This is a genomic window from Vibrio kagoshimensis, assembly GCF_050337535.1.
In the GTDB taxonomy this organism is placed as follows: domain Bacteria; phylum Pseudomonadota; class Gammaproteobacteria; order Enterobacterales; family Vibrionaceae; genus Vibrio; species Vibrio gallaecicus.
Genome location: NZ_JAKJSZ010000005.1, coordinates 159,881 through 180,274, shown reverse-complemented (window position 1 = coordinate 180,274; position 20,394 = coordinate 159,881). Strand labels below are relative to the sequence as shown.

The 20,394-nt window shown below is 40.6% G+C and carries 15 protein-coding genes and 1 pseudogene; 8 read left to right on the top strand and 8 right to left on the bottom strand.

Annotated elements, in window-relative coordinates; translation table 11 throughout:
- The first annotated feature begins 216 nt into the window (after window positions 1-216).
- Window positions 217-1,764: a SulP family inorganic anion transporter gene (locus L4C37_RS05700; protein WP_137372413.1), complete on the top strand. Its 1,548-nt coding sequence runs from the start codon at window positions 217-219 to the stop codon at window positions 1,762-1,764.
- Window positions 1,765-1,825: 61 nt separating this feature from the next.
- Here the strand turns inward: L4C37_RS05700 and L4C37_RS05695 are convergent.
- Window positions 1,826-2,255, bottom strand: a pseudogene (locus L4C37_RS05695) (low molecular weight protein-tyrosine-phosphatase).
- Window positions 2,256-2,339: 84 nt separating this feature from the next.
- Between L4C37_RS05695 and cobO the strand changes: the two are divergent.
- A complete protein-coding gene (gene cobO, locus L4C37_RS05690; protein WP_429768091.1) occupies window positions 2,340-2,945 on the top strand; it encodes a cob(I)yrinic acid a,c-diamide adenosyltransferase in 606 nt (201 codons plus the stop codon).
- 179 nt (window positions 2,946-3,124) lie between these two features.
- Here the strand turns inward: cobO and L4C37_RS05685 are convergent, their stop codons facing one another.
- The 3 genes from L4C37_RS05685 to apbC form a co-directional block, all read right to left on the bottom strand.
- Window positions 3,125-5,257, bottom strand: coding sequence for an AsmA family protein (locus L4C37_RS05685; RefSeq protein WP_429768090.1), 2,133 nt, complete (start codon window positions 5,255-5,257; stop codon window positions 3,125-3,127).
- Window positions 5,258-5,364: 107 nt separating this feature from the next.
- Complete coding sequence (gene udk / locus L4C37_RS05680) at window positions 5,365-6,006, bottom strand: uridine kinase (protein WP_137372409.1); 642 nt, start codon at window positions 6,004-6,006, stop codon at window positions 5,365-5,367.
- A 176-nt stretch (window positions 6,007-6,182) separates the two neighbouring features.
- A complete protein-coding gene (apbC, locus tag L4C37_RS05675) occupies window positions 6,183-7,259 on the bottom strand; it encodes an iron-sulfur cluster carrier protein ApbC (RefSeq protein WP_429768089.1) in 1,077 nt (358 codons plus the stop codon).
- A 155-nt stretch (window positions 7,260-7,414) separates the two neighbouring features.
- Between apbC and metG the strand changes: the two genes are divergently transcribed.
- A complete protein-coding gene (gene metG / locus L4C37_RS05670; protein WP_137372407.1) occupies window positions 7,415-9,490 on the top strand; it encodes a methionine--tRNA ligase in 2,076 nt (691 codons plus the stop codon).
- Window positions 9,491-9,711: 221 nt separating this feature from the next.
- The gene (locus L4C37_RS05665; RefSeq protein WP_429768088.1) at window positions 9,712-10,191 is read left to right on the top strand and encodes a YehS family protein; all 480 of its coding nucleotides are present in this window, start codon (window positions 9,712-9,714) and stop codon (window positions 10,189-10,191) included.
- 107 nt (window positions 10,192-10,298) lie between these two features.
- Here the strand turns inward: L4C37_RS05665 and fadR are convergent, their stop codons facing one another.
- Window positions 10,299-11,138: a fatty acid metabolism transcriptional regulator FadR gene (gene fadR, locus L4C37_RS05660; protein ID WP_137372405.1), complete on the bottom strand. Its 840-nt coding sequence runs from the start codon at window positions 11,136-11,138 to the stop codon at window positions 10,299-10,301.
- 640 nt (window positions 11,139-11,778) lie between these two features.
- Between fadR and nhaB the strand changes: the two genes are divergently transcribed.
- Window positions 11,779-13,368, top strand: a complete 1,590-nt coding sequence (nhaB, locus tag L4C37_RS05655) for a Na(+)/H(+) antiporter NhaB (protein WP_137372404.1) — start codon at window positions 11,779-11,781, stop codon at window positions 13,366-13,368.
- Window positions 13,369-13,515: 147 nt separating this feature from the next.
- On the top strand, window positions 13,516-14,034 hold the full coding sequence (gene dsbB / locus L4C37_RS05650) for a disulfide bond formation protein DsbB (protein ID WP_137372403.1): 519 nt from the start codon (window positions 13,516-13,518) through the stop codon (window positions 14,032-14,034).
- Between the two features lie 146 nt (window positions 14,035-14,180).
- Here the strand turns inward: dsbB and L4C37_RS05645 are convergent, their stop codons facing one another.
- A complete protein-coding gene (locus tag L4C37_RS05645) occupies window positions 14,181-14,801 on the bottom strand; it encodes an SEC-C metal-binding domain-containing protein (RefSeq protein ID WP_429768087.1) in 621 nt (206 codons plus the stop codon).
- A 220-nt stretch (window positions 14,802-15,021) separates the two neighbouring features.
- Here L4C37_RS05645 and L4C37_RS05640 point away from each other — a divergent pair, with 220 nt between their 5' ends.
- Window positions 15,022-15,561, top strand: a complete 540-nt coding sequence (locus L4C37_RS05640) for a type II secretion system protein (protein ID WP_429768086.1) — start codon at window positions 15,022-15,024, stop codon at window positions 15,559-15,561.
- A 70-nt stretch (window positions 15,562-15,631) separates the two neighbouring features.
- On the top strand, window positions 15,632-16,582 hold the full coding sequence (dusC, locus tag L4C37_RS05635) for a tRNA dihydrouridine(16) synthase DusC (protein ID WP_429768085.1): 951 nt from the start codon (window positions 15,632-15,634) through the stop codon (window positions 16,580-16,582).
- Between the two features lie 116 nt (window positions 16,583-16,698).
- Here dusC and L4C37_RS05630 read toward each other — a convergent pair whose 3' ends face one another.
- Complete coding sequence (locus L4C37_RS05630; RefSeq protein ID WP_429768084.1) at window positions 16,699-18,186, bottom strand: GGDEF domain-containing protein; 1,488 nt, start codon at window positions 18,184-18,186, stop codon at window positions 16,699-16,701.
- Window positions 18,187-18,417: 231 nt separating this feature from the next.
- Window positions 18,418-20,307, bottom strand: a complete 1,890-nt coding sequence (gene malZ, locus L4C37_RS05625) for a maltodextrin glucosidase (RefSeq protein WP_429768083.1) — start codon at window positions 20,305-20,307, stop codon at window positions 18,418-18,420.
- Between the last annotated feature and the right edge of the window lie 87 nt (window positions 20,308-20,394).

Here is a 20,394-nt window from a genome sequence, read left to right as displayed (position 1 = left end):
GCTTATATTAAGCAGCCCTTTTTATATCCACTATTCCGATAAGTAATATCAGATATATTGTCCAAAATAGGGTTCAACCTTGAACTTAGTCACATTTTTGGGTAGCATTCGCGCACTTATCTTTTCGACACTTAGCTATTGCCGCTCTTTTCCATCACTGTTTAGCTTGCAATACACTCGTGTCGGTAAACCCATTTTAAGCATAGCTGAGCACACATGTTCGAATTCCCACAATTTTCAAAGCACTCTGTAAAGAATGACGTGCTTTCAGGCCTTACTGTAGCACTAGCTCTAGTTCCTGAAGCCGTTGCATTTGCATTTGTTGCTGGTGTAGACCCAATGGTTGGTCTGTACGCAGCATTCATCGTAGGCTTCATTACTTCCATTTTTGGCGGTCGTCCAGGTATGATCTCTGGTGCAACTGGCGCAATGGCAGTTGTAATGGTGAGTTTAGTCGCAACTCACGGTGTTCAATACCTTTTTGCTGCCATTATGATGGCTGGTATCTTACAAATTGCCGCTGGCGTATTTAAGCTTGGTAAATTCATTCGTATCGTACCGCACCCTGTAATGATCGGTTTTGTGAATGGTTTGGCAATTGTTATCTTCCTTGCTCAACTTGGTCAATTCAAGGCTCCAGATGTTACTGGCGCATTAACTTGGCTACCAAGCGGTCAAATGACACTGATGTTAGGTCTGGTAGCACTAACAATGGCTATCATCCACTTCCTGCCTAAAGTGACAACAGCAGTACCTTCGTCTTTGGTTGCTATCGTGACAGTAACGGCGCTAGTGGTTGGCTTAGACCTTGATACTCGCACGGTTGTAGACTTCCTACGAACAATGTCTGGTGATGAAGCCGCTACGCTTGCAGGCTCACTTCCAACATTCTCAATTCCAGCAGTTCCATTCACGCTAGAAACATTACAGATCATCTTCCCTTATGCACTTATCCTAGCTGCGATTGGTTTGATTGAGTCTCTACTGACTCTGACAGTGCTAGATGAGATGACAAACACTCGTGGTCAATCTAACCGCGAATGTGTCGGTCAAGGTATGGCTAACGTTACCTGTTCAGTATTTGGTGCGATGGGTGGTTGTGCGATGATCGGTCAATCAATGATCAACGTAAACTCAGGTGGTCGTGGTCGTCTTTCTGGTATCGTTGCCGCTGTTGCACTCCTGATGTTCATCCTGTTTGGCTCTGCTCTTATCGAAATGATTCCTCTAGCAGCGCTAGTGGGTGTGATGTTTATGGTTGTTATTGGTACATTTGAGTGGGCTACATTTAAACTTGCTCGTCGTGTTCCTAAGCAAGATTTCTTCGTTATTGTGTTAGTAACTGTTGTTACAGTACTTACTGACCTAGCAGTAGCAGTAGCGGTAGGTGTAATTGTTTCTGCACTAATGTTCGCATGGCAACATGCTAAACATATCTATGCAGACAAAGCAGTAAATGCTGAAGGTTCAAAAGAATACAAAGTTAATGGTCCAATTTTCTTTGGTTCTACAGCAAACTTCTTAGAGTTGTTTGACGCAACAAATGACCCACAAGATGTCATCATAGACTTTGCTAACTCTCGTGTAACCGATCACTCTGCTATCGAAGCTATCGATACTATTGCTGATCGTTACGCAGTATTGGGCAAAACACTGCACCTTCGCCACCTAAGCCAAGACTGTGTAGCTATGCTGCATAAAGCGGGTAGCTTAGTTGAAGCGAATATTGCTGAAGACCCAATCTACAAAGTAATGTCTAAGTAAATTAGATTGATTTGTTAGTAAAATGCCGGCTTTGATGCCGGCATTTTTGTATCTGTAAGATCTAAAGCGAGTCTAATATCGCGTCACTCGATTCTTCTATTAAATCCAAGACCTGCTCAAAACCATCCCCCTCCCCGTAATATGGATCGGGAATCTCCTGATAATTCGAAGTTCCAAAGCTCAAGAATAGAGCCAGTTTATATTTGAGATGATCTGGGCACAGTTGTTCTAAGTCCGTTAAGTTAGCATTATCCGCTGCTAGTATCAGATCAAACTTATCAAAATCATCCAGTATGACTTTTCTTGATGTAATGCCTTTAAAGCTATAACCTCGCTTTTCGCCAGCTGCTTTTGAGCGACGGGAAGCCAATAGTGCCAGCTGAATCAATGAATACATCAATACCAAGCGTTTCAGATTTGCTTCTTAGCACAGCTTCCCCAGTCGGTGAACGACATATATTCCCCATACACACTACTAGTATCTTCTTCATCTCTAATCACCTGTTCTTCCGATGGTTTTTGCTTGAGTTAACTTAAGCTATGATAAGAACAATCACAAATTAAAAGGATTGGATATGTCGAACGAAGACAACAAAGAGCAGCGCCACAAGGCTCGTCAGCAAAAAGTAAAAGAACAAGTAGATGCCCGTGTTGCAGCAGCTCAAGAAGTAAAAGGTCTTCTACTCGTGATTACTGGTAATGGTAAAGGTAAATCCACTTCTGGGTTCGGAACTATTACACGCGCCGTTGGTCATGGTAAAAAATGTGCCGTTGCTCAGTTTGTTAAAGGAACGTGGGATAACGGCGAAAAGAACGTTCTTCAAAAGCTCGATGTAGAATTTCAAGTTATGGGTACAGGCTTTACTTGGGAAACTCAAAACAAGACTCAAGATATTGAAGCCGCGCAGCGAGTATGGAAGGAATGTCAGCGTATGCTAGCTGATGAATCCATTGATGTAATTCTATTTGATGAGCTGACTTACATGGTGAGTTACGGATATATCGAACTGGATGAAGTAGTAGAAGCTCTGAACAATCGCCCAAAGATGCAGTCGGTAATCATTACTGGGCGTGGTGCGCATCGAACACTAACTGAAATGGCAGATACTGTTTCAGAAGTTCGTAATGTTAAGCATGCTTTTGAATCGGGTGTGAAAGCATTACAAGGTGTCGACTGGTAAGTCGTTTTATCTCAAGCTTTTGTTATAAAGTGGTAATGAGTTCTAATTTGTAATAAGTGTGTTTCTTAGAATTGACTAACCATAAGTATGAGACCAACTCGCTCTGGTTACATATACAAAAAAGCGTCATTCCCAACCAAAAGGAATGACGCTTTTAATTCAGCTAGGCAGTGAAGTTGTTAATTAAACAAACCTTTCAACAAGCCATTTACAGCTTCTCTGGTCTTCTCGTCTTTGATTTTATCGCCGTATTTCTCGTCAAGTTTTTCTAAACCACGATCAATCTCTTTCTGTGCTTTTTGTTTTAACACATCATCAAAAACCAATGAAAACTTAGGTTCAGCCCATGCACCTGTGATCTGAATTGGGATTGTTACATCTTTTAAGTCATCAATACTTTTACCACCCTGCCCTTCCAACGAACCAACAATCGATGTTCTTACTAAGAAATCTACGGTTTCATTGATGAAGTTCGCTTTACCGTCACCAGTAATGCGAAGGAATGGGGATTGCATTGATAAGTCATTGGTTGAAACCCAACCTTTATCCACTTTTAATGTCGCTTTCATCGCGCTGAAGTCCGTCTTCTGAGCGCCTTCAACATTATCAACCTTCTCACCTTTAATTTTGGCGTAGTTTTCTCGAATCAGTTGAGCAACGTTGATGCCATTAACCGCGCCATCTTCAAAGTTAACCGCGATGGTACCAACTAAGTTCTTCTTAATACCTGTAGGAGTAAGGCTACTACCTTTAACGTTAACATCGATATTACCTGTGCCTTCCAGCATATCGTTGCTCGCAACATCCACTAGCAATGGCTGAACTTTTACGCCTTTTATCTGTTTCTTTGCCGTATAAGTTGCCGGAGTTTTACGTGCATCTAACTTAGCAGTTGCAGAAATGGAACCTTGATAAAGATTCGAAGTAAATGATGTCAGTTTCGCAACTCCACGATTAACCGAAAATGCTGTTTTTACATTTTGCATCTTTGCGTTATTCGCTTTGAACTTATCGATAGTGATGGCACCTTTCACATCTAACGTTTTTAATGCTGATAAATCAGGTTCTACTTCTTTAGCAGCTGCGTTACTTGTGTCTGACACAGGCTCTGAAGTTTCTGCAGCCGCGGTTTCGGCTGTATTACCTAATCCCAAGAATTCATCTAAATCAATATTTGGGCTATGCAAAGAAAAACGCACTTTAGGAATTTCAGATAAAGTGACATCCGCTTTCCCATTCAATGCAATTGAGTTCGCTTGTAGCTTTTCTAAGACAAAACTCAAATGGCTTTTGCCTAAATCAAAACTTAAGTCTGATAACATATCCACTTTCATTGGAGACTGAGGAAGCGTATCACCTTTAAATGTCGAATCTAGCGTTAGCTTATTCAATGTTACCTTTGATATAGCACTATCAACAGTTAGTTCACCACCACCTTTCATGTCTAGCTCTAAATCAGCAGCTTGACCAATTACCGCGTAAGACAGTTGGTTTACTTTATCGAATTCGAAGGTATCTAAACCAATCTTGGCAGATTCAATGGAAGTTGATGGATCATTAAATGAGGCATCAAGTTCGATATTACGTAATGCATAGCTTGCAAAGCCTTGCGCCAACTTGAAATCAGCACTGCCAGTTGCGGAGAACGTTTGTTGATTATTTTCACCCGATGCAGCGAATGTTGCTGTCGTCCAAGTATCCACTGCAAATTCGGACAGATTAAGAGCGACATCATAAAGCTTCGTGAAAGAACCAGTTTGCTTATCACTCATTTCAAACAAGGCATTTGATACAGTTACGCCAGCTAAATTAATAGTCCAACCAGAAGCTGCCGAGGATGACTCTTGTGAAGACACCTCTTGCTGAGAGGCTGAGTCTGTCGCGGCTTGTTCTGTAGTTACTGAGTCTTCCGACGTTTGAGCTTGGGTCAAAGCATCAATATTTTTACGACCATCTTTCAGAGTTTCCAGATAAAACTCAGCACCATCTAAGGTAATGTTGCCAATTTCAAGTTGATTACTGAATAATGGAGTCACTGAAACATCAACCCCAACAGTATCAACCTTAAATAAATTCGGTTGTGTAAAACCTGGAGGGTTGCGTAATTCGGTTTGACCTAGTTCAAAACCAATCGATGGGAAGAATTGCCAACTGATATCGCCTTCAATCACTAGGTCTAGACCTGTGTGTTTCTGAGCTTGTTCAACAATTAATGGCTTAAATTGATTGGGGTTCACTAACAGCACTAGCGCCAGAATTGCTGCAATAACAACAAACACTGGGACAGCTATGAAAATGAGTAGTTTCTTCATCCGCATATTCCTTGCTTAGATTCCAAAAGAAAGTGGCACTATAAAAGTGCCACTGATTCGTTAAAAAATAAAGCTAAGTGAGTCACTTAGGCTAAAAATTTATTCGATTAAGATTTCAAAAGCTTTGCAATGTGTGCTTTTAGCACATCAATCGCGATGCGGTTCTTACCACCACGAGGAACAATAATGTCCGCATGCTGCTTTGATGGCTCAATAAACTGCATGAACATTGGGCGAACCGTTTGTTGATATTGCTTAAGTACTGAATCCATTGTACGACCACGCTCTTCTACATCTCGCTTAACACGGCGAAGTAAACAGATATCTAGCGGAGTATCCATGAATACACTTGCATGCATAAGATCACGTAAACGTGGGTCTGTTAGCAACAAAATACCTTCAAGGATAATCACTTTCTTAGGCGTTAGTGTCGTTGTCTCAGAAGTACGAGTGTGTTCTGAATAGCTGTACTCAGGCACTTCGACTGCTTCACCTTTAATCAACTTCTGTAAATGTTCACATAAAAGGTCATGATCTAGAGCACTTGGGTGATCGTAGTTTGTTTTAACACGCTCTTCCATACTCAAGTGACTTTGGTCGCTGTAGTAGCAATCTTCCGTGATAACACCAATTTGATGGTCGCCTACTTTTTCGCGTAGCTCATTATAAATCGTACTAGCAATCAGACTTTTTCCTGAAGCTGAAGCGCCAGCGATACCTACGATTACACATTGATTATTATCAGACATTACTTTGCACCCGATATGGTTTGGTGATGGGATTAGATAAACCGCCTGATTATAGGGGCTAAGCTCTCTAGATTCTAGTCGCCATTGCCCCAATTTTCCTGCAATTAAAGGTTCTGAATTAATTTAATAAAGACAAACGTTTGCGTTTAAGTTAAGCCTTAGTTAACGAGTGTATATTATTCAACCATTGAGAAATTAATTGCCTCTGGCTTTGCTTTTCCAGACCAATACATTTTGCTGCTTATGGACTCTGCAAGTTCGAGGTATTGACGTGTATGTTCACTATCTGGTCGGCGCTCTACTGTTGGAACTCCCGCATCGATATCCTGGCGCATATCTATATGCAATGGAATTTGAGCTAAAATATCCAGACCATATTCTTTAGACATCACTTCACCGCCACCTTGCCCAAAGATGTGCTCTTTCTCACCGCAATGGCTGCAAATGTGGTAACTCATATTTTCAACAATCCCAACAACAGGTACATTCACCTTATCAAACATTGCCACCCCTTTCCGGGCATCTGCCAGAGCTAAATCTTGAGGAGTGGTAACAACAACCGCTCCTGTCACCGGGATTTGTTGAGAGAGTGTCAGCTGAATATCACCAGTACCTGGCGGCATATCGATCACAAGATAATCTAAATTAGGCCATAACGTTTCATTGACGAGCTGAGCCAAGGCTTTAGATGCCATAGGTCCACGCCATATCGCCGCTTCATCTTGTGATACTAGATAGCCGATGGAGTGTGTAAAGATTCCATGTGACTCAATTGGAATCATCCACTTATTTTCACGAACTTCTGGCTTTGCATCGATTTTACCTAACATCATAGGAACTGACGGTCCGTAGACATCAGCATCGAGTAACCCAACTTTTGCACCAGACTTTGAAAGTGCTAATGCAAGGTTCACTGATGTAGTTGATTTACCTACGCCGCCTTTTGCCGATGTCACCGCTATTACATTTTTCACGCCTTTCAAGGCTGCAGGGACAGTTGTTTCTAAAGCAGAAGGCTTCACTTGGATTTTAAATTGGAAATTAGCAACTTGTTGATTCTTAATTTGAGCTTTAATCCAAGTTTCTAATTCTTGTTCAAGTGAACGACATGCAAATGGGACCGCGATATTAAATACACCGTTTGGAGTAACAGTGATAATTGAAGAGTGACTTGCCCAATCAGCAACCAAGCTTGGGTGTTCAAATTCATTCAACCATGAGCAAAAATCTTGCTTAGAATTAAAGTTACGCATATGGACTCCTTTTTTATTTATGCTAACACCCAGTAAAGAAAGACTGAACCCTTAAAAAACTAGGGGATTCAACCCTCTGATACCTTGGCGTATCACACGTTATAAAGTAGTATTACTCATCAAATTTATACCTATCAAAAAGCGAAATATTAAGTATGGCAACTGATCCAAGAAACGTTTCTTCAAGGGAACTGCTGGTAACTTGTGCGCTTCCGTACGCTAACGGCTCAATTCACCTTGGTCATATGCTTGAGCATATCCAAGCTGATATCTGGGTTCGATACCAGCGTCTACGTGGCAACACTGTAAACTTTATCTGTGCAGACGATGCTCATGGCACGCCAATTATGCTTAAAGCTCAACAGATGGGTATCACGCCAGAAGAAATGATCGCAGCTGTTAGTGCAGAGCACCAAAAAGACTTTGCTGGCTTTGATATCAGCTTTGATAACTATCACAGCACACACAGTGAAGAAAACCGTGAACTGGCTTCTCACATCTATCTAGAACTTAAAAAGAACGGCTTTATTTCTAGCCGTACTATTTCTCAGCTTTTTGATCCTGAGAAAGAGATGTTCCTGCCAGACCGCTTCGTGAAAGGTGCTTGCCCTAAGTGTAAGTCAGAAGACCAGTACGGTGATAACTGTGATAACTGCGGTGAGACATACAGCCCAACTGAGCTAATTAACCCTAAATCTGCAGTTTCTGGCGCAACTCCAGTAATGAAAGACTCAGAACACTTCTTCTTCGACCTACCTCAGTTCGAAAGCATGCTTAAAGAGTGGACTCGTTCTGGATCTCTACAAAATGAAACTGCTAACAAAATGCAGGAATGGTTCGAGTCTGGCTTACAACAGTGGGATATCTCACGCGATGCGCCTTACTTTGGCTTCGAGATCCCAGGCGAAAAAGACAAGTTCTTCTACGTATGGCTAGACGCTCCTGTTGGCTACATGGCTTCTTTCAAGAATCTATGTGATAAGCGTGACGATCTAAACTTTGACGATTACTGGAAGAAAGACAGTACAACTGAGCTTTACCACTTCATCGGTAAAGACATTGTTTACTTCCACAGCCTATTCTGGCCTGCAATGCTAGAAGGCGCTGGTTTCCGTAAGCCAAACAATGTATTCGTACATGGCTACGTAACGGTAAATGGCGCGAAGATGTCTAAGTCAAAAGGCACATTCATCAAAGCAAGTACGTACCTAAACCACTTAGACCCTGAATGTCTACGTTACTACTACGCTGCGAAATTAAATAGCCGCATTGATGACCTTGATCTTAACCTTGAAGACTTCACTCAACGTGTAAACGCTGACGTAGTAAACAAGATTGTTAACCTGGCATCTCGTAACGCTGGCTTCATCACTAAGCGTTTTGAAGGCAAACTTGCTGCTGAATTTGCAGAACCTGAGCTATACAACGAATTCGTTTCTGCTGCTGAGCGTATCGGTGAGTTATACGAAACTCGTGAATTTAGCCGTGCTATCCGCGAAATTACTGCACTAGCTGATAAAGCTAACCAGTACATTGATGAGAAAGCACCTTGGGTTCTTGCGAAAGAAGAAGGCAAAGAGAAAGAACTTCAAGAAGTTTCTTCTGTCGGTATTAACTTATTCCGCGTACTAATGGCTTACCTGAAACCAGTTATGCCAGAGCTTGCGGCTCGTACTGAAGCTTTCTTAAACGAAGAGCTAACGTGGGAAGGTGTTGCTACTCCACTAACTGATCACGAAATCACTAAGTTCAAAGCATTATTTAGCCGTATTGACCCTAAGAAAGTGGAAGCAATGATCGAGTCTTCTAAAGAAGATGCAGCAGCAGAAGCAGCAGCGAAAGAAAAAGCTGAAGCTGAAAAAGAGCAAGCAAGCCAAACTGAGCTAGACAAAGAACCAGTCGCAGAAGAGATTGAATTCGATGCATTTGCAGCAGTAGATATGCGTATTGCTCGTATCATCTCTTGTGAAGAAGTACCAAAAGCAAATAAATTACTGAAGTTCCAACTGGACATCGGTGGTGAGACTCGACAAGTATTCTCTGGTATCAAATCAGCATACAAACCTGAAGAGCTAGAAGGCAAGCTAACTGTAATGGTGGCAAACCTAAAACCTCGTAAGATGAAGTTTGGTATGTCTGAAGGTATGATCCTAGCAGCGGGTCCTGGTGGCAGTGATTTATGGATCCTTGAGCCACACGAAGGTGCCCAACCAGGCATGCGTGTAATGTAATTCTGATTTCAGTCAGGTAGAAAAACACACATAGCAAAATCCCTAATACATTTTTAACTTGAAAAGGTTACTAAGCATTGGGGATTTTTTATATCTACCGAAAATAGACGTTCTCTGTTAGAGTCCCCGTCAACTATGCTAAGTAAAGTATGAGATGGTTTATCGAAAGCAATACTCAGATCGACCCTCTTTACTCTCTAAACCTTTTTAGGACTCCCCCTGTGACTAACAACGAAATCCTGCGTCGTATCCAACACGCGTTGAACCTCAAGAACGCTCAAATCATCAAAGCTTGTGAGCAAGCAGATGTAACTGTTGCTCATGATCAAGTGAACAACTGGCTAAAAGATAGCAGCGACAAGTCCTTTTCCAAAATGAAAGATAAAGAGCTGGCTATTTTCTTGAACGGTTTCATTAATCTAAAGCGCGGCAAGAAAGAAGGCGACCAACCAAAGCCTGAAGTTGAACTAACGAATAACATGATTTTCATGAAACTGCGTATTGCATTGAATATGAAAGCTGAAGATGTGCTAGATGTACTAGAAGTGGTTGGCATCAGCCTAAGTAAGTACGAAATCGGTGCTTACTTCCGTAAACCAAACAACAAGAACTACAAAGTATGTGAAGACCTATTACTTTGTGACTTTTTAAATGGTGTTCAATTCACTAACCGCCCTGATTCTGAAGAATTCGCTGGTTAGTAAAAAGCTAAACTGAAAACGGCGAGATAATCATATCTCGCCGTTTTTATATCTGTTATCGCTGCTTTATAAACTAAGCTTTAAGAATACAAGCTAGGTTATAGAAATTAGCTGTCGTCTTCAGTAAAGTTCGTTGGAAGCGTAGTTTTCATTTGATTCCAAATGTGTGAGCTTGCGATTCCGTATTGACGAATAACAACAGGAAGTTGCTCTCTATCACCCTTTTCACACAGTTCAAACAAGTCACGATAAAACGCCATAGCTAAATCACGAGCTTCTGGGTTCGAGAAATAGTAGCTACCAACACGATCGTAAAGCTTTCTCACACCATTGAAAATCAAACCGTAGATTTGGTTGCCAGAATGGAAAGCCAAACGTTGGAACAACATGTAATCGTAAAAGTTGAATGTCTTAGCGACTAAAATAGACTGACGTTTCTCTTCATCTTTTTCACCATCATCTTTTACCGCTTGCTTTATTTTGTCAGCATACGGTGATGACTCAAGAAACTCATCCCAATTCGGTGCTGCTAAAAGAGCTTCACAAGATTCAATCACGCTGGTAATTGTACGTTCAGAATTCTCTTTATTAGATTTAAATGCGTAACGCATAAAGATAGGACTGATGTTTGTACGGGCAGCAAGTAAGTCTTCAACCATTTTACTTGCATTATCAACATCCAAAGTCATCAGTGTATCAAGAATATGAAGGCCAGAAGTTTCCATGAATTGGTTAACTTTTGTTGGTTTGCCGTGTTGGATAGTCAACCAACCATCACGAGCTAAACGCTGTAACACTTCACGTAAAGTTGTTCTCGTTACACCAATCAATTCAGAAAGTTCACGCTCTGCTGGGAGAATAGAGCCTGGTGGAAAACGACCATTCCAAATGCTCTCAATAATATACTTTTCTGCAAAGCCTGCCGGGCTCTTAGCCTTAATAACCATCTAAACTTCTGTCCAATTGTAATTGTTTCGCTTTAATAAGACTCATCATACCACTAGTTAGCAATGAGCGGAAACATACTGATACTTTCGAAAGCACAATAACACAGTAGAGCTAATACTCTAACTTGCAGCACACGATTGCAGTCTCCCCACACTCTCGAAGTACGCATAAATAGACAAGTCAACAAATGTGTAACACGCATAAAACCCAATAAAATCAATACATCCAGCTCACAAAATACTATTTTTAAAATGCAATATTAAGTTGTAATAATCGTATATAATTACTTGTTAAGATGTAATTTTCAGTCATCTCAATCAAATATTGATCCTACATAGGTTTTTAAGCATTTTGCATGCTATGCTTGCGCTACTTTGATCGCGTTTCTCGACAAAAAAGTGGTATTTTTAGTGCTACAGAGTTTTTCCTGTTGACTAAATGTTATCTAAGAGTAGAGTTGCGCTCAAAAAAGAGCAGTGCTTAAGTTTCTAAGGGAGTGACTTGGCAAGACCACAAAACAATACATGGATTGTTGTTTTCCTAAGTCACTGTTAGTTATGGATATTCTCCTTTACCATATCTAGAAACTCAATTGTTGTATTGCTTGTCTATTCATCATCAACATAAAAGAGTATTAACATGCCGATGTCTCTCGGAAATGCTTTTATCAAAAACTTCCTTGGTAAAGCACCTGATTGGTACAAGATTGCCATCATCTCCTTTCTTATTATCAACCCAATTGTATTTTTCTTAGTTGACCCATTTGTTGCGGGTTGGCTGCTCGTGGTCGAATTCATCTTTACTCTAGCAATGGCGCTTAAGTGCTACCCATTACAGCCGGGTGGTTTACTTGCAATTCAAGCGGTTGCAATAGGCATGACCAAACCCGAAATGGTCTATCATGAGCTACAAGCGAACCTACCGGTACTGTTACTTTTAGTGTTTATGGTTGCTGGTATCTACTTCATGAAAGAACTTCTTCTGTTCATTTTCACGAAGATCCTGCTTGGTATTCGCTCTAAAGTGCTACTTTCAATGGCGTTTTGTGTAGCAGCTGCATTTTTATCTGCTTTCTTAGATGCACTAACTGTAATCGCCGTTGTTATCAGTGTTGCTGTTGGTTTCTACTCTATTTATCACAAAGTTGCTTCCGGCAAAGTTTCTAACTCAGCACACGACCATACTCATGATGAAGAAATTTCTGAACTGACGCGTGAAGATTTAGAAGACTACCGTGCTTTCCTACGTTCTTTACTTATGCACGCAGGCGTGGGTACTGCACTAGGTGGTGTAATGACAATGGTTGGTGAACCACAAAACCTAGTAATTGCTAAGCAGGCCGGCTGGGAATTTGGTGAGTTTATTATCCGTATGCTTCCTGTCACTCTACCTGTTTTCTTCTGCGGTATTATGACTTGTGCACTAGTCGAAAAACTAAAAATCTTTGGTTACGGTGCGGAATTGCCTAATAACGTTCGTCAAATTCTAGTTGAATTCGATAACAAAGAACGTGCAAATCGAACTAAACAAGACGTTGCTAAACTTTGGATTCAAGGTGCGATTGCAGTATGGCTAATTGTTGGTCTAGCACTTCACGTAGCTGAAGTTGGCTTGATTGGTCTTTCTGTGATTATCTTGGCAACGGCATTCACTGGTGTGATTGAAGAACACTCAATGGGTAAAGCTTTTGAAGAAGCACTACCATTTACAGCTCTTCTTGCCGTGTTCTTCTCTATTGTTGCTGTGATTATCGATCAATCACTGTTTAAACCTATCATTGATGCGGTATTGCACATAGAAGATAAAGGAACCCAACTGGCGCTGTTCTATGTAGCAAATGGTGTCTTATCTATGGTTTCTGATAATGTGTTCGTGGGTACCGTCTACATCAATGAAGTTAAAACTGCTCTTATCGACGGTGTAATCACTCGTGACCAATTTGATCTACTTGCTGTTGCAATCAATACCGGTACGAACTTACCTTCGGTAGCCACTCCTAACGGTCAAGCTGCATTCTTATTCTTACTTACTTCAGCCCTTGCACCATTAATTCGTTTATCTTACGGTCGAATGGTTATTATGGCTCTGCCTTACACTATCGTACTGGCTATTGTTGGTTTCATTGGTATTGTTTTCTTCGTCGAACCTATGACAGCATGGTTTTATGATGCAGGTTGGATTACTCACCACGTTGGTGATGCAACTGCTGTTATTTCAGGCGGTCACTAAAATTTAGGCTGCCAATCAAGCAAGCCATAAGTATCGACTCAATAAATGAGTCTCACAAATAAAAAATATTTGTTGATCAAGAAACTTATCCAAGATAAAAAGCTCTGAGTATTCAGGGCTTTTTTATTTTACTGAAAGGATTACATTTTGAGTTTTCTTACCGTCCTCAAGGACTTCTCTAAAACACGTTTATCATGGCTACTTCTACTTATATCCATCATCCTATTTGAGTCCGCTGCGCTTTTCTTTCAGCATGTGATGTTACTGGCACCATGTGTGATGTGTATTTATGAACGCGTTGCTATGTTTGGTATTGGTATAGCTGCAGCTATTGGCTTGGTAAATCCGAAGAATCCGGTTATTCGCTGGATTGGTTTGGCGGCATGGGGAGCAAGTGCTTACAAAGGTTTGACACTGTCGATGCAGCACGTGGATTACCAATTTAACCCTTCTCCCTTTGCGACTTGCGACTTGTTTGTCACATTTCCAAGTTGGGCTCCATTGAATGAATGGGTTCCGTGGGTGTTCGAAGCGTATGGCGATTGCAGTAAGGTAGTATGGCAATTCTTAGATCTTTCTATGCCACAATGGCTGGTTGTTATTTTCGCAGGTAACTTGATTGCATTGGCTGCTATTGTCATTTCACAGTTTGCTAAATCGAAATAAGCTTAAACGGAATTCATTAAAAAGCCGACACACATGTCGGCTTTTTTATAGACGTTTTTATGTATGGGTATGATTTACAAGTTATTGATTACAAGAAATCACTATCAATCACACCGCAGAGTTCTTTAAGCTTGCTCTTCTTCAACCTAACTATTCTTTCCACAGCATTGCTTGAATTTTTTACCACTATCACAAGGGCAAGCGTCATTTCGACCTACTCCCTTGAATGGATTCACGCTTTGAGATTTATTTCCGCTCATGGCTTCATCAGCAGCTAAAGCAACTTCCGATACCATTAAATCAATTTGATCAATAAGATCGTTTAATGAAGGAGGGTTTTGAAAACCCGCTGCTTTCATTTGTTGCTGAGTTTGCTCTTCATCAATCGCAAGCATCAAAGTCGTCAATAATGCCTGTAACATTCTTAGGGTACCATCTGCCATTGTGACGGTTTGCCATTGCACTTCAACCGTTGGCCATACCGACATAAAGCCTTCCGAAAAATCAGAAAATTGCTCACTAAACCCTTCTTCAGATAAAGTTTCGACCACAGAATATTCGCTACGTTGAATTAGATTATGCTGGCGATTAATCTGTTCCGTAACGATTGGTTCAAACTTATCCAATTCATCTGAAACTATACCTGGTAGCCACTCTTTAGGGTCTAAAGGCTTGGTCGCAAGGTTAGAGGCAAGTATTGCCCCTTCCATGAAAGAAGGGGTCACACCTTCCAATGAGCCTTCTAGGCTTAGTAGTTGATACTTCATTTAAAATTCTAGTCAGTCAAAACAGTTCGAAGCATTATAACTCTTAATGGGTGAAATAATAGAATGCATGCCTTCGAACCGCCTTCTATTTACCTTTTACGATACGCAAACCTTTGCCTTTTATTTTTTAAGTATCTGCTGCTTATTTCGCTTTGAGGTTGGTTCATTTCAAGGTAAAAACCAAAATGAAACATTTCGTTACACTCTGGATGATTTAACAATGAAACACAAAACTGGTTTTACCTTACTTGAATTGGTCATCGTTATTGTTATTTTAGGCATTCTTGCGGTTACTGCAGGTCCCCGTTTTTTGAACTATCAAAGAGATAGCCATGAAACCGTTTCTCACGCTTCTTTTTCTGCTTTTACTGCTGCGGTTAACATGTATCACTCTCAATGGTTAGTTGAAGGCGAACCTAATTTTGACCAAACCGTTAACTATGGTGTTGGGGATATTTATCCATCAATGAATGGATACCCCATAGCTGTCGACCAGCTACCCATCAGTTCAGGAGCCAGCTTGCGTGGGGGAGACTGCGTGGCTTTGTGGAATGCACTAATGAATACTGATTTGACGATCAGAGCGCATGGCGCGGATGTATTCCCTTCAGAGCATAACATCGTCGCTTGGTACACCGCAGCACCTAGTTGTTACTATTACTACACATCTGGCTATTCGCTCGGCGAGCCTATTCCAAGGCTAGATTACTTCCCACTTACCGGAGAGTTAGTCACAAGTCACCGAAGACCGAGTTCATAAATATCACTCATAGTGACAATTACTCTACCAGCCCGTACAATCACGCCTCCTGATTCTACGGTAGAAAAACATGCGAGTAATTTTAGGCCCGATGGAGGGCGTTCTTGACCATTTAATGCGAGAAATTCTGACAGAAATTAATGATTATGATCTCTGTGTGACTGAATTTGTTCGCATTGTTGATCAATTACTGCCACCTCATGTATTCCACCGTATCTGCCCTGAATTGCACCAAGGTTCTCAAACCATGGCTGGGGTGCCTATCCACCTGCAACTTTTAGGTCAGCACCCTAAATGGATGGCTGAAAATGCCTTTCAAGCCGCAAGTTTAGGTGCGAAGGGAATCGATATTAACTTCGGCTGTCCTGCTAAAGCCGTAAATAAGAGTAATGGTGGTGCTTCTCTTTTAAAAGAACCTGAGCTTATTTATCAAGTCGTTAAAGCTTGCCGAGAAGCTGTTCCAGCGCACATCCCTGTATCAGCAAAAATCCGTTTAGGCTGGGAGCACCCGGAAGAATGCTTTGAAATTGTGGATGCGATTGAACAAGCCAAAGCTGATGAGCTAACTGTTCATGCTCGAACAAAAGTGGGTGGCTATAAAGCAAGTGAGATCAAATGGGACTACATCAATCAGATAAGAGAAAAAACCTCATTACCTTTAATCGCTAATGGTGAGATCTGGAATTACCAAGATGGTCAGGATTGCATAAAGACCACAGGTGTCGATTCACTGATGGTTTGCCGTGGTGCTTTCAATATTCCGAACCTAGGTAACGTGGTGAAATATGACCACCAGCAAATGCCATGGGAAAAAGTGATTGAGCTATTGCTTCGCTACTCTGAATTTCAAATTAAGGGTGATAAAGGCATGTACTACCCAAACCGAGTGAAACAATGGTTTGTGTATTTGAGCAAAGGCTACCCAGAAGCAAACGAACTGTTCAAAGAAATACGCACCTTTAAAAAGTCACCACCAATTGTCGAGCGCTTAGAGCGCTATCAAGAAGAGTATTTACGCTAACTTAGCGTATCAGAGCATTTCACTATTTATGAGAAGCCATTATTATTTATAGGGAACTACTATATGTAGCTCCCTAAATCCAAAGACTGAATAGTGCTGTGGTTACTTTAATTTGGTTAAAAAACGATGGTATTCTTCCCAGAATTTTTTGCAGAATATAATTTTTCATCTGCCACTTTAAAGATCTCTTCAAAATCCCCAAGTGTTTCTAAGTTCCCTTCTTCTGCTTTATTTGATGAATAAACTCCCCCTGAAATAGTAAAGCCATCAGGTAATACCGAAGTCGAATCCTCACACATTTGCTTTTTCACTCTTTCCAGCGTTTTGTGCATTTGTTCAGTGTTATCACCACGTAAATAAACGACAAACTCTTCACCGCCAAAACGAGCTGCAACATCAGAGTTTCGAACGCTATTTTTAAGGCTTTTAGCCATAAAACGAATGACTTCATCGCCTTTATCATGCCCGTAGGTATCATTGACTGATTTGAAGTCATCAATGTCAAAAACTGCTAATACAAACTGCTGACTATGCTTTTCAGTTGCCCAGAAGGCTTCCAGACCACGCCTATTCAATAATCCGCTCATAGGATCTTTCGCTGCTAATTCTTTAAAGTAGTCACTTTCCACATTGGAATTGATATAGAAAAGAAATGTCATCAGAAACAATGAGATAATTAGTATCATGATCAAACTATTTTTTTCTGAATATAAGAAGCTTTTCAGTTCTCCCGCGTAGTTCAATTCGTAATAAAGAGCATGGTTTGAAACAATACCCTCAATGTCGATCTTGTGGGTTCGAATTGCATGTGGCGGGAAAGGTTTAGAAGTATAATTAATGATGCTAAAACGACCGGATAAGTTATCGTCTTTTGCATTAAGTAAACGTTCACTATCAATAGAAACCGCCAGCATTCCCTGATGCTCTGCTTGAAAGAATACAGGAATAGTCATACTGATCTGCTTACCAGTAGCTTCGCCTATCATGCTTAAACTAGGACCACTCAAGGTCACTTTATCTGGGTTGTTTGCAGTTAACTGCCAATACGGACGAGCTTTAATTGTGCTAAGAAGAGGTTTAGTCAAGGATAAAGCTACAGACTCAGGTGAAGATATAACATAGCCAGATTTATGGATGAAATAAACGCTGTCATGATATTCATCTATATCGAAAAGAAAAGATAGTATCGGAGCAAAGGAAATTTTCTCCGATGCACTTTTGTAAAGCGCACTGGATGTATCGCACATCTCCTCTGAGCCAACCACCATATAATCAATATCTACAGATGGAATTTCTAATGCTTTTCCTTTTGCTAATAACAAAGCATCAATAGGCCAAATTTGACATACACCATCAACCACCCGCTGTTGATGATCTAAGTACAGCACTTTCCCCGATTTATATTGATTGGTGAAGCTATAATCTAAAGCTCCAATTACTTTGGTCGTTCGCTGGATCGCCTCTTCAATACGTTGGTATTCATTATCAATACCACGATTAACTACATTGATATGACTTTTCACTGTGAAGACAAAGACTGCAATCGCAAAGATAAGGGGGAAACCAAGAACAAATCTAAGGCTAAAATGCCTCTGTACTTTCATGAAAAAAAACCTTTAACCTAATTTATTCGGCATAATCCTAAAGCCTATCAATTTCCTTTGAACGCAGCGCTTAAATATCTAAAAGTTAACAGAAAAATGACATTTATCATGTCCATTCGTCACACAGAAAAATAATAAATTTGATTCTTTAATGGACGTTTTAAGCCCAATTAAAATAACTTACCGGCAACAAAGCTATTCTAATTTCTTATTGCGCCTTACTAATAATCCTTAAAGCGACGAAGTAATACTGAAGATTCCACTTTCAACAGAACCTACAGTAAAGTTTATCTCACCTTCGATAACGTTAAGTTCGTTTGTAACAGTTGACCCATTTAATGAGTCTCGGCTTTCTAGCCCATAACCAATCAGAGCCTTAAGTTGACCGGCTTCTATACCTAACTTCCAAAACGGAATTGCAACTACTTTTTCTTTATCAGCCAAGTTGATAACAGATATCGTATGTTCATGACCTAAGCTTCTAGCGAATACCAATGTTTCTTGGTCACAATAAAGCTCAACAAAACTGCCAACCTGTAAACTTGGGTTTTGCTTTCGAATTTGAACCAGAGATTGAGTAATCTTAAACCATGGAGATTGCTTTTCTTCGCCCCAAGGGAAAGAGCGACGATTATCAGGATCTTGCCCGCCTTCTAAGCCAACTTCTGTTCCATAGTACAAGCATGGAGCCCCTACATACGTCATAAGGAACATTAGTGCGATTTTTTGACGAGCCACATCACTACCTAATAAAGTAATAAACCTAGCTGTGTCGTGGCTATCAAGTTGATTAAGTTGCGAAAGCTGATTCAACCATGGGATTTTCGATCTGGATTCAGCTAACCATTGTGTAAACTCAAGCATATCGATATTTATAGGTTGGTAAGCAATATCTTGGTTAGCAAGTAATGCACGAACTGGGTGAGCAAAACCATAATAGTTCATCGACCCATCTTCTTGATCTCCTTGCAACCAAGATGTCGCTTCAAAAAAGTGCTCTCCTAATACGTACGCATTGGGGTTTTGTTGCTTGGTTGCCGAACGGAAGGCTTTAACATAATGAGCGTTATTTTTTGCTCCTTCCCCTTCACCAAGCATATGAATAACGTCGAAACGCCAACCATCAATATTATAAGGTGGCTTTAACCAATGCTTGATTACTGAATCCTCTGATTCATATATATATTCCCTTACTTCAGATTTATCGAAATTCAGTACTGGTAAAGATTGAATGCCTTTCCACCCCACATAACTTTCAGACTTGTCATCATTAAAGAAATAATAATCAGAGTATGGGGATTCAGGGTTAAGGTAAGCTCCTGTTTTCGTTCTTTGTAACTTATCCAACCAAGGATGCTCTGAAGACGTATGATTAAACACAGCGTCCAGCACAACTTTCATTCCTCGTTGGTGAATATCCTCACTCAACTCAGCAAACTCTTGGTTACTTCCTAAATGCGGATCAACATTCAAGTAATCCGTGGTGTCGTATTTATGGTTACTTGGAGAGCAAAAAATTGGATTAAGATATAAAGTGGAGACACCAAGCTCTTCTAGGTAGTTAAGCTTCTGGCGTATGCCTGCCAAATCACCACCAAAGAATTCAGCTGCACTGGTACCGTTATAGCCTCTAATATCCGAGCCCCATGGTTTAGCTACAGCGTCGACTTTGCCATCTTTTAACTTATATTCACCTGTCTTTACGCTTATCTCTGGGTTTCCATTACAAAAGCGATCAGGGAAGATTTGGTAAAATGTCTGCTCAGCAATCCAACTTGGTGGCTGATTTAGTGCGTTAAATTTATAATGCCCTTCGCGACCGGGCATTCGAGTATGAATTCCACTTCCATCCAACCAAAACTGCGATTTTTCACTTGTCACTTTGAAAGCGTAATGAGTCACAGGTTGGTCTTGGTTAATCGGGAAAGTACCTTGCCAAATGGTCAGCCGACCTTCTTCACCAACTTTAATTAAGTCGACTAGATATTCTTCGTTATCAGGTTCATGACGAACTTGGATGCTTTCCCAGTCTGGCTTATCAGTTTTAAGGAGAACAGTTAGATGAGCATTCTCAAACGTCACCCCGTCTAGGGTTTGAGAATGAAATAGAAATGGCAACATACAAAAGACTCACTAAAGAATAATATTGCCTAAGATAATAAAAATCCCTTTGGCCACAAGTGTAAAAATACGTTATGACAAAAGGGA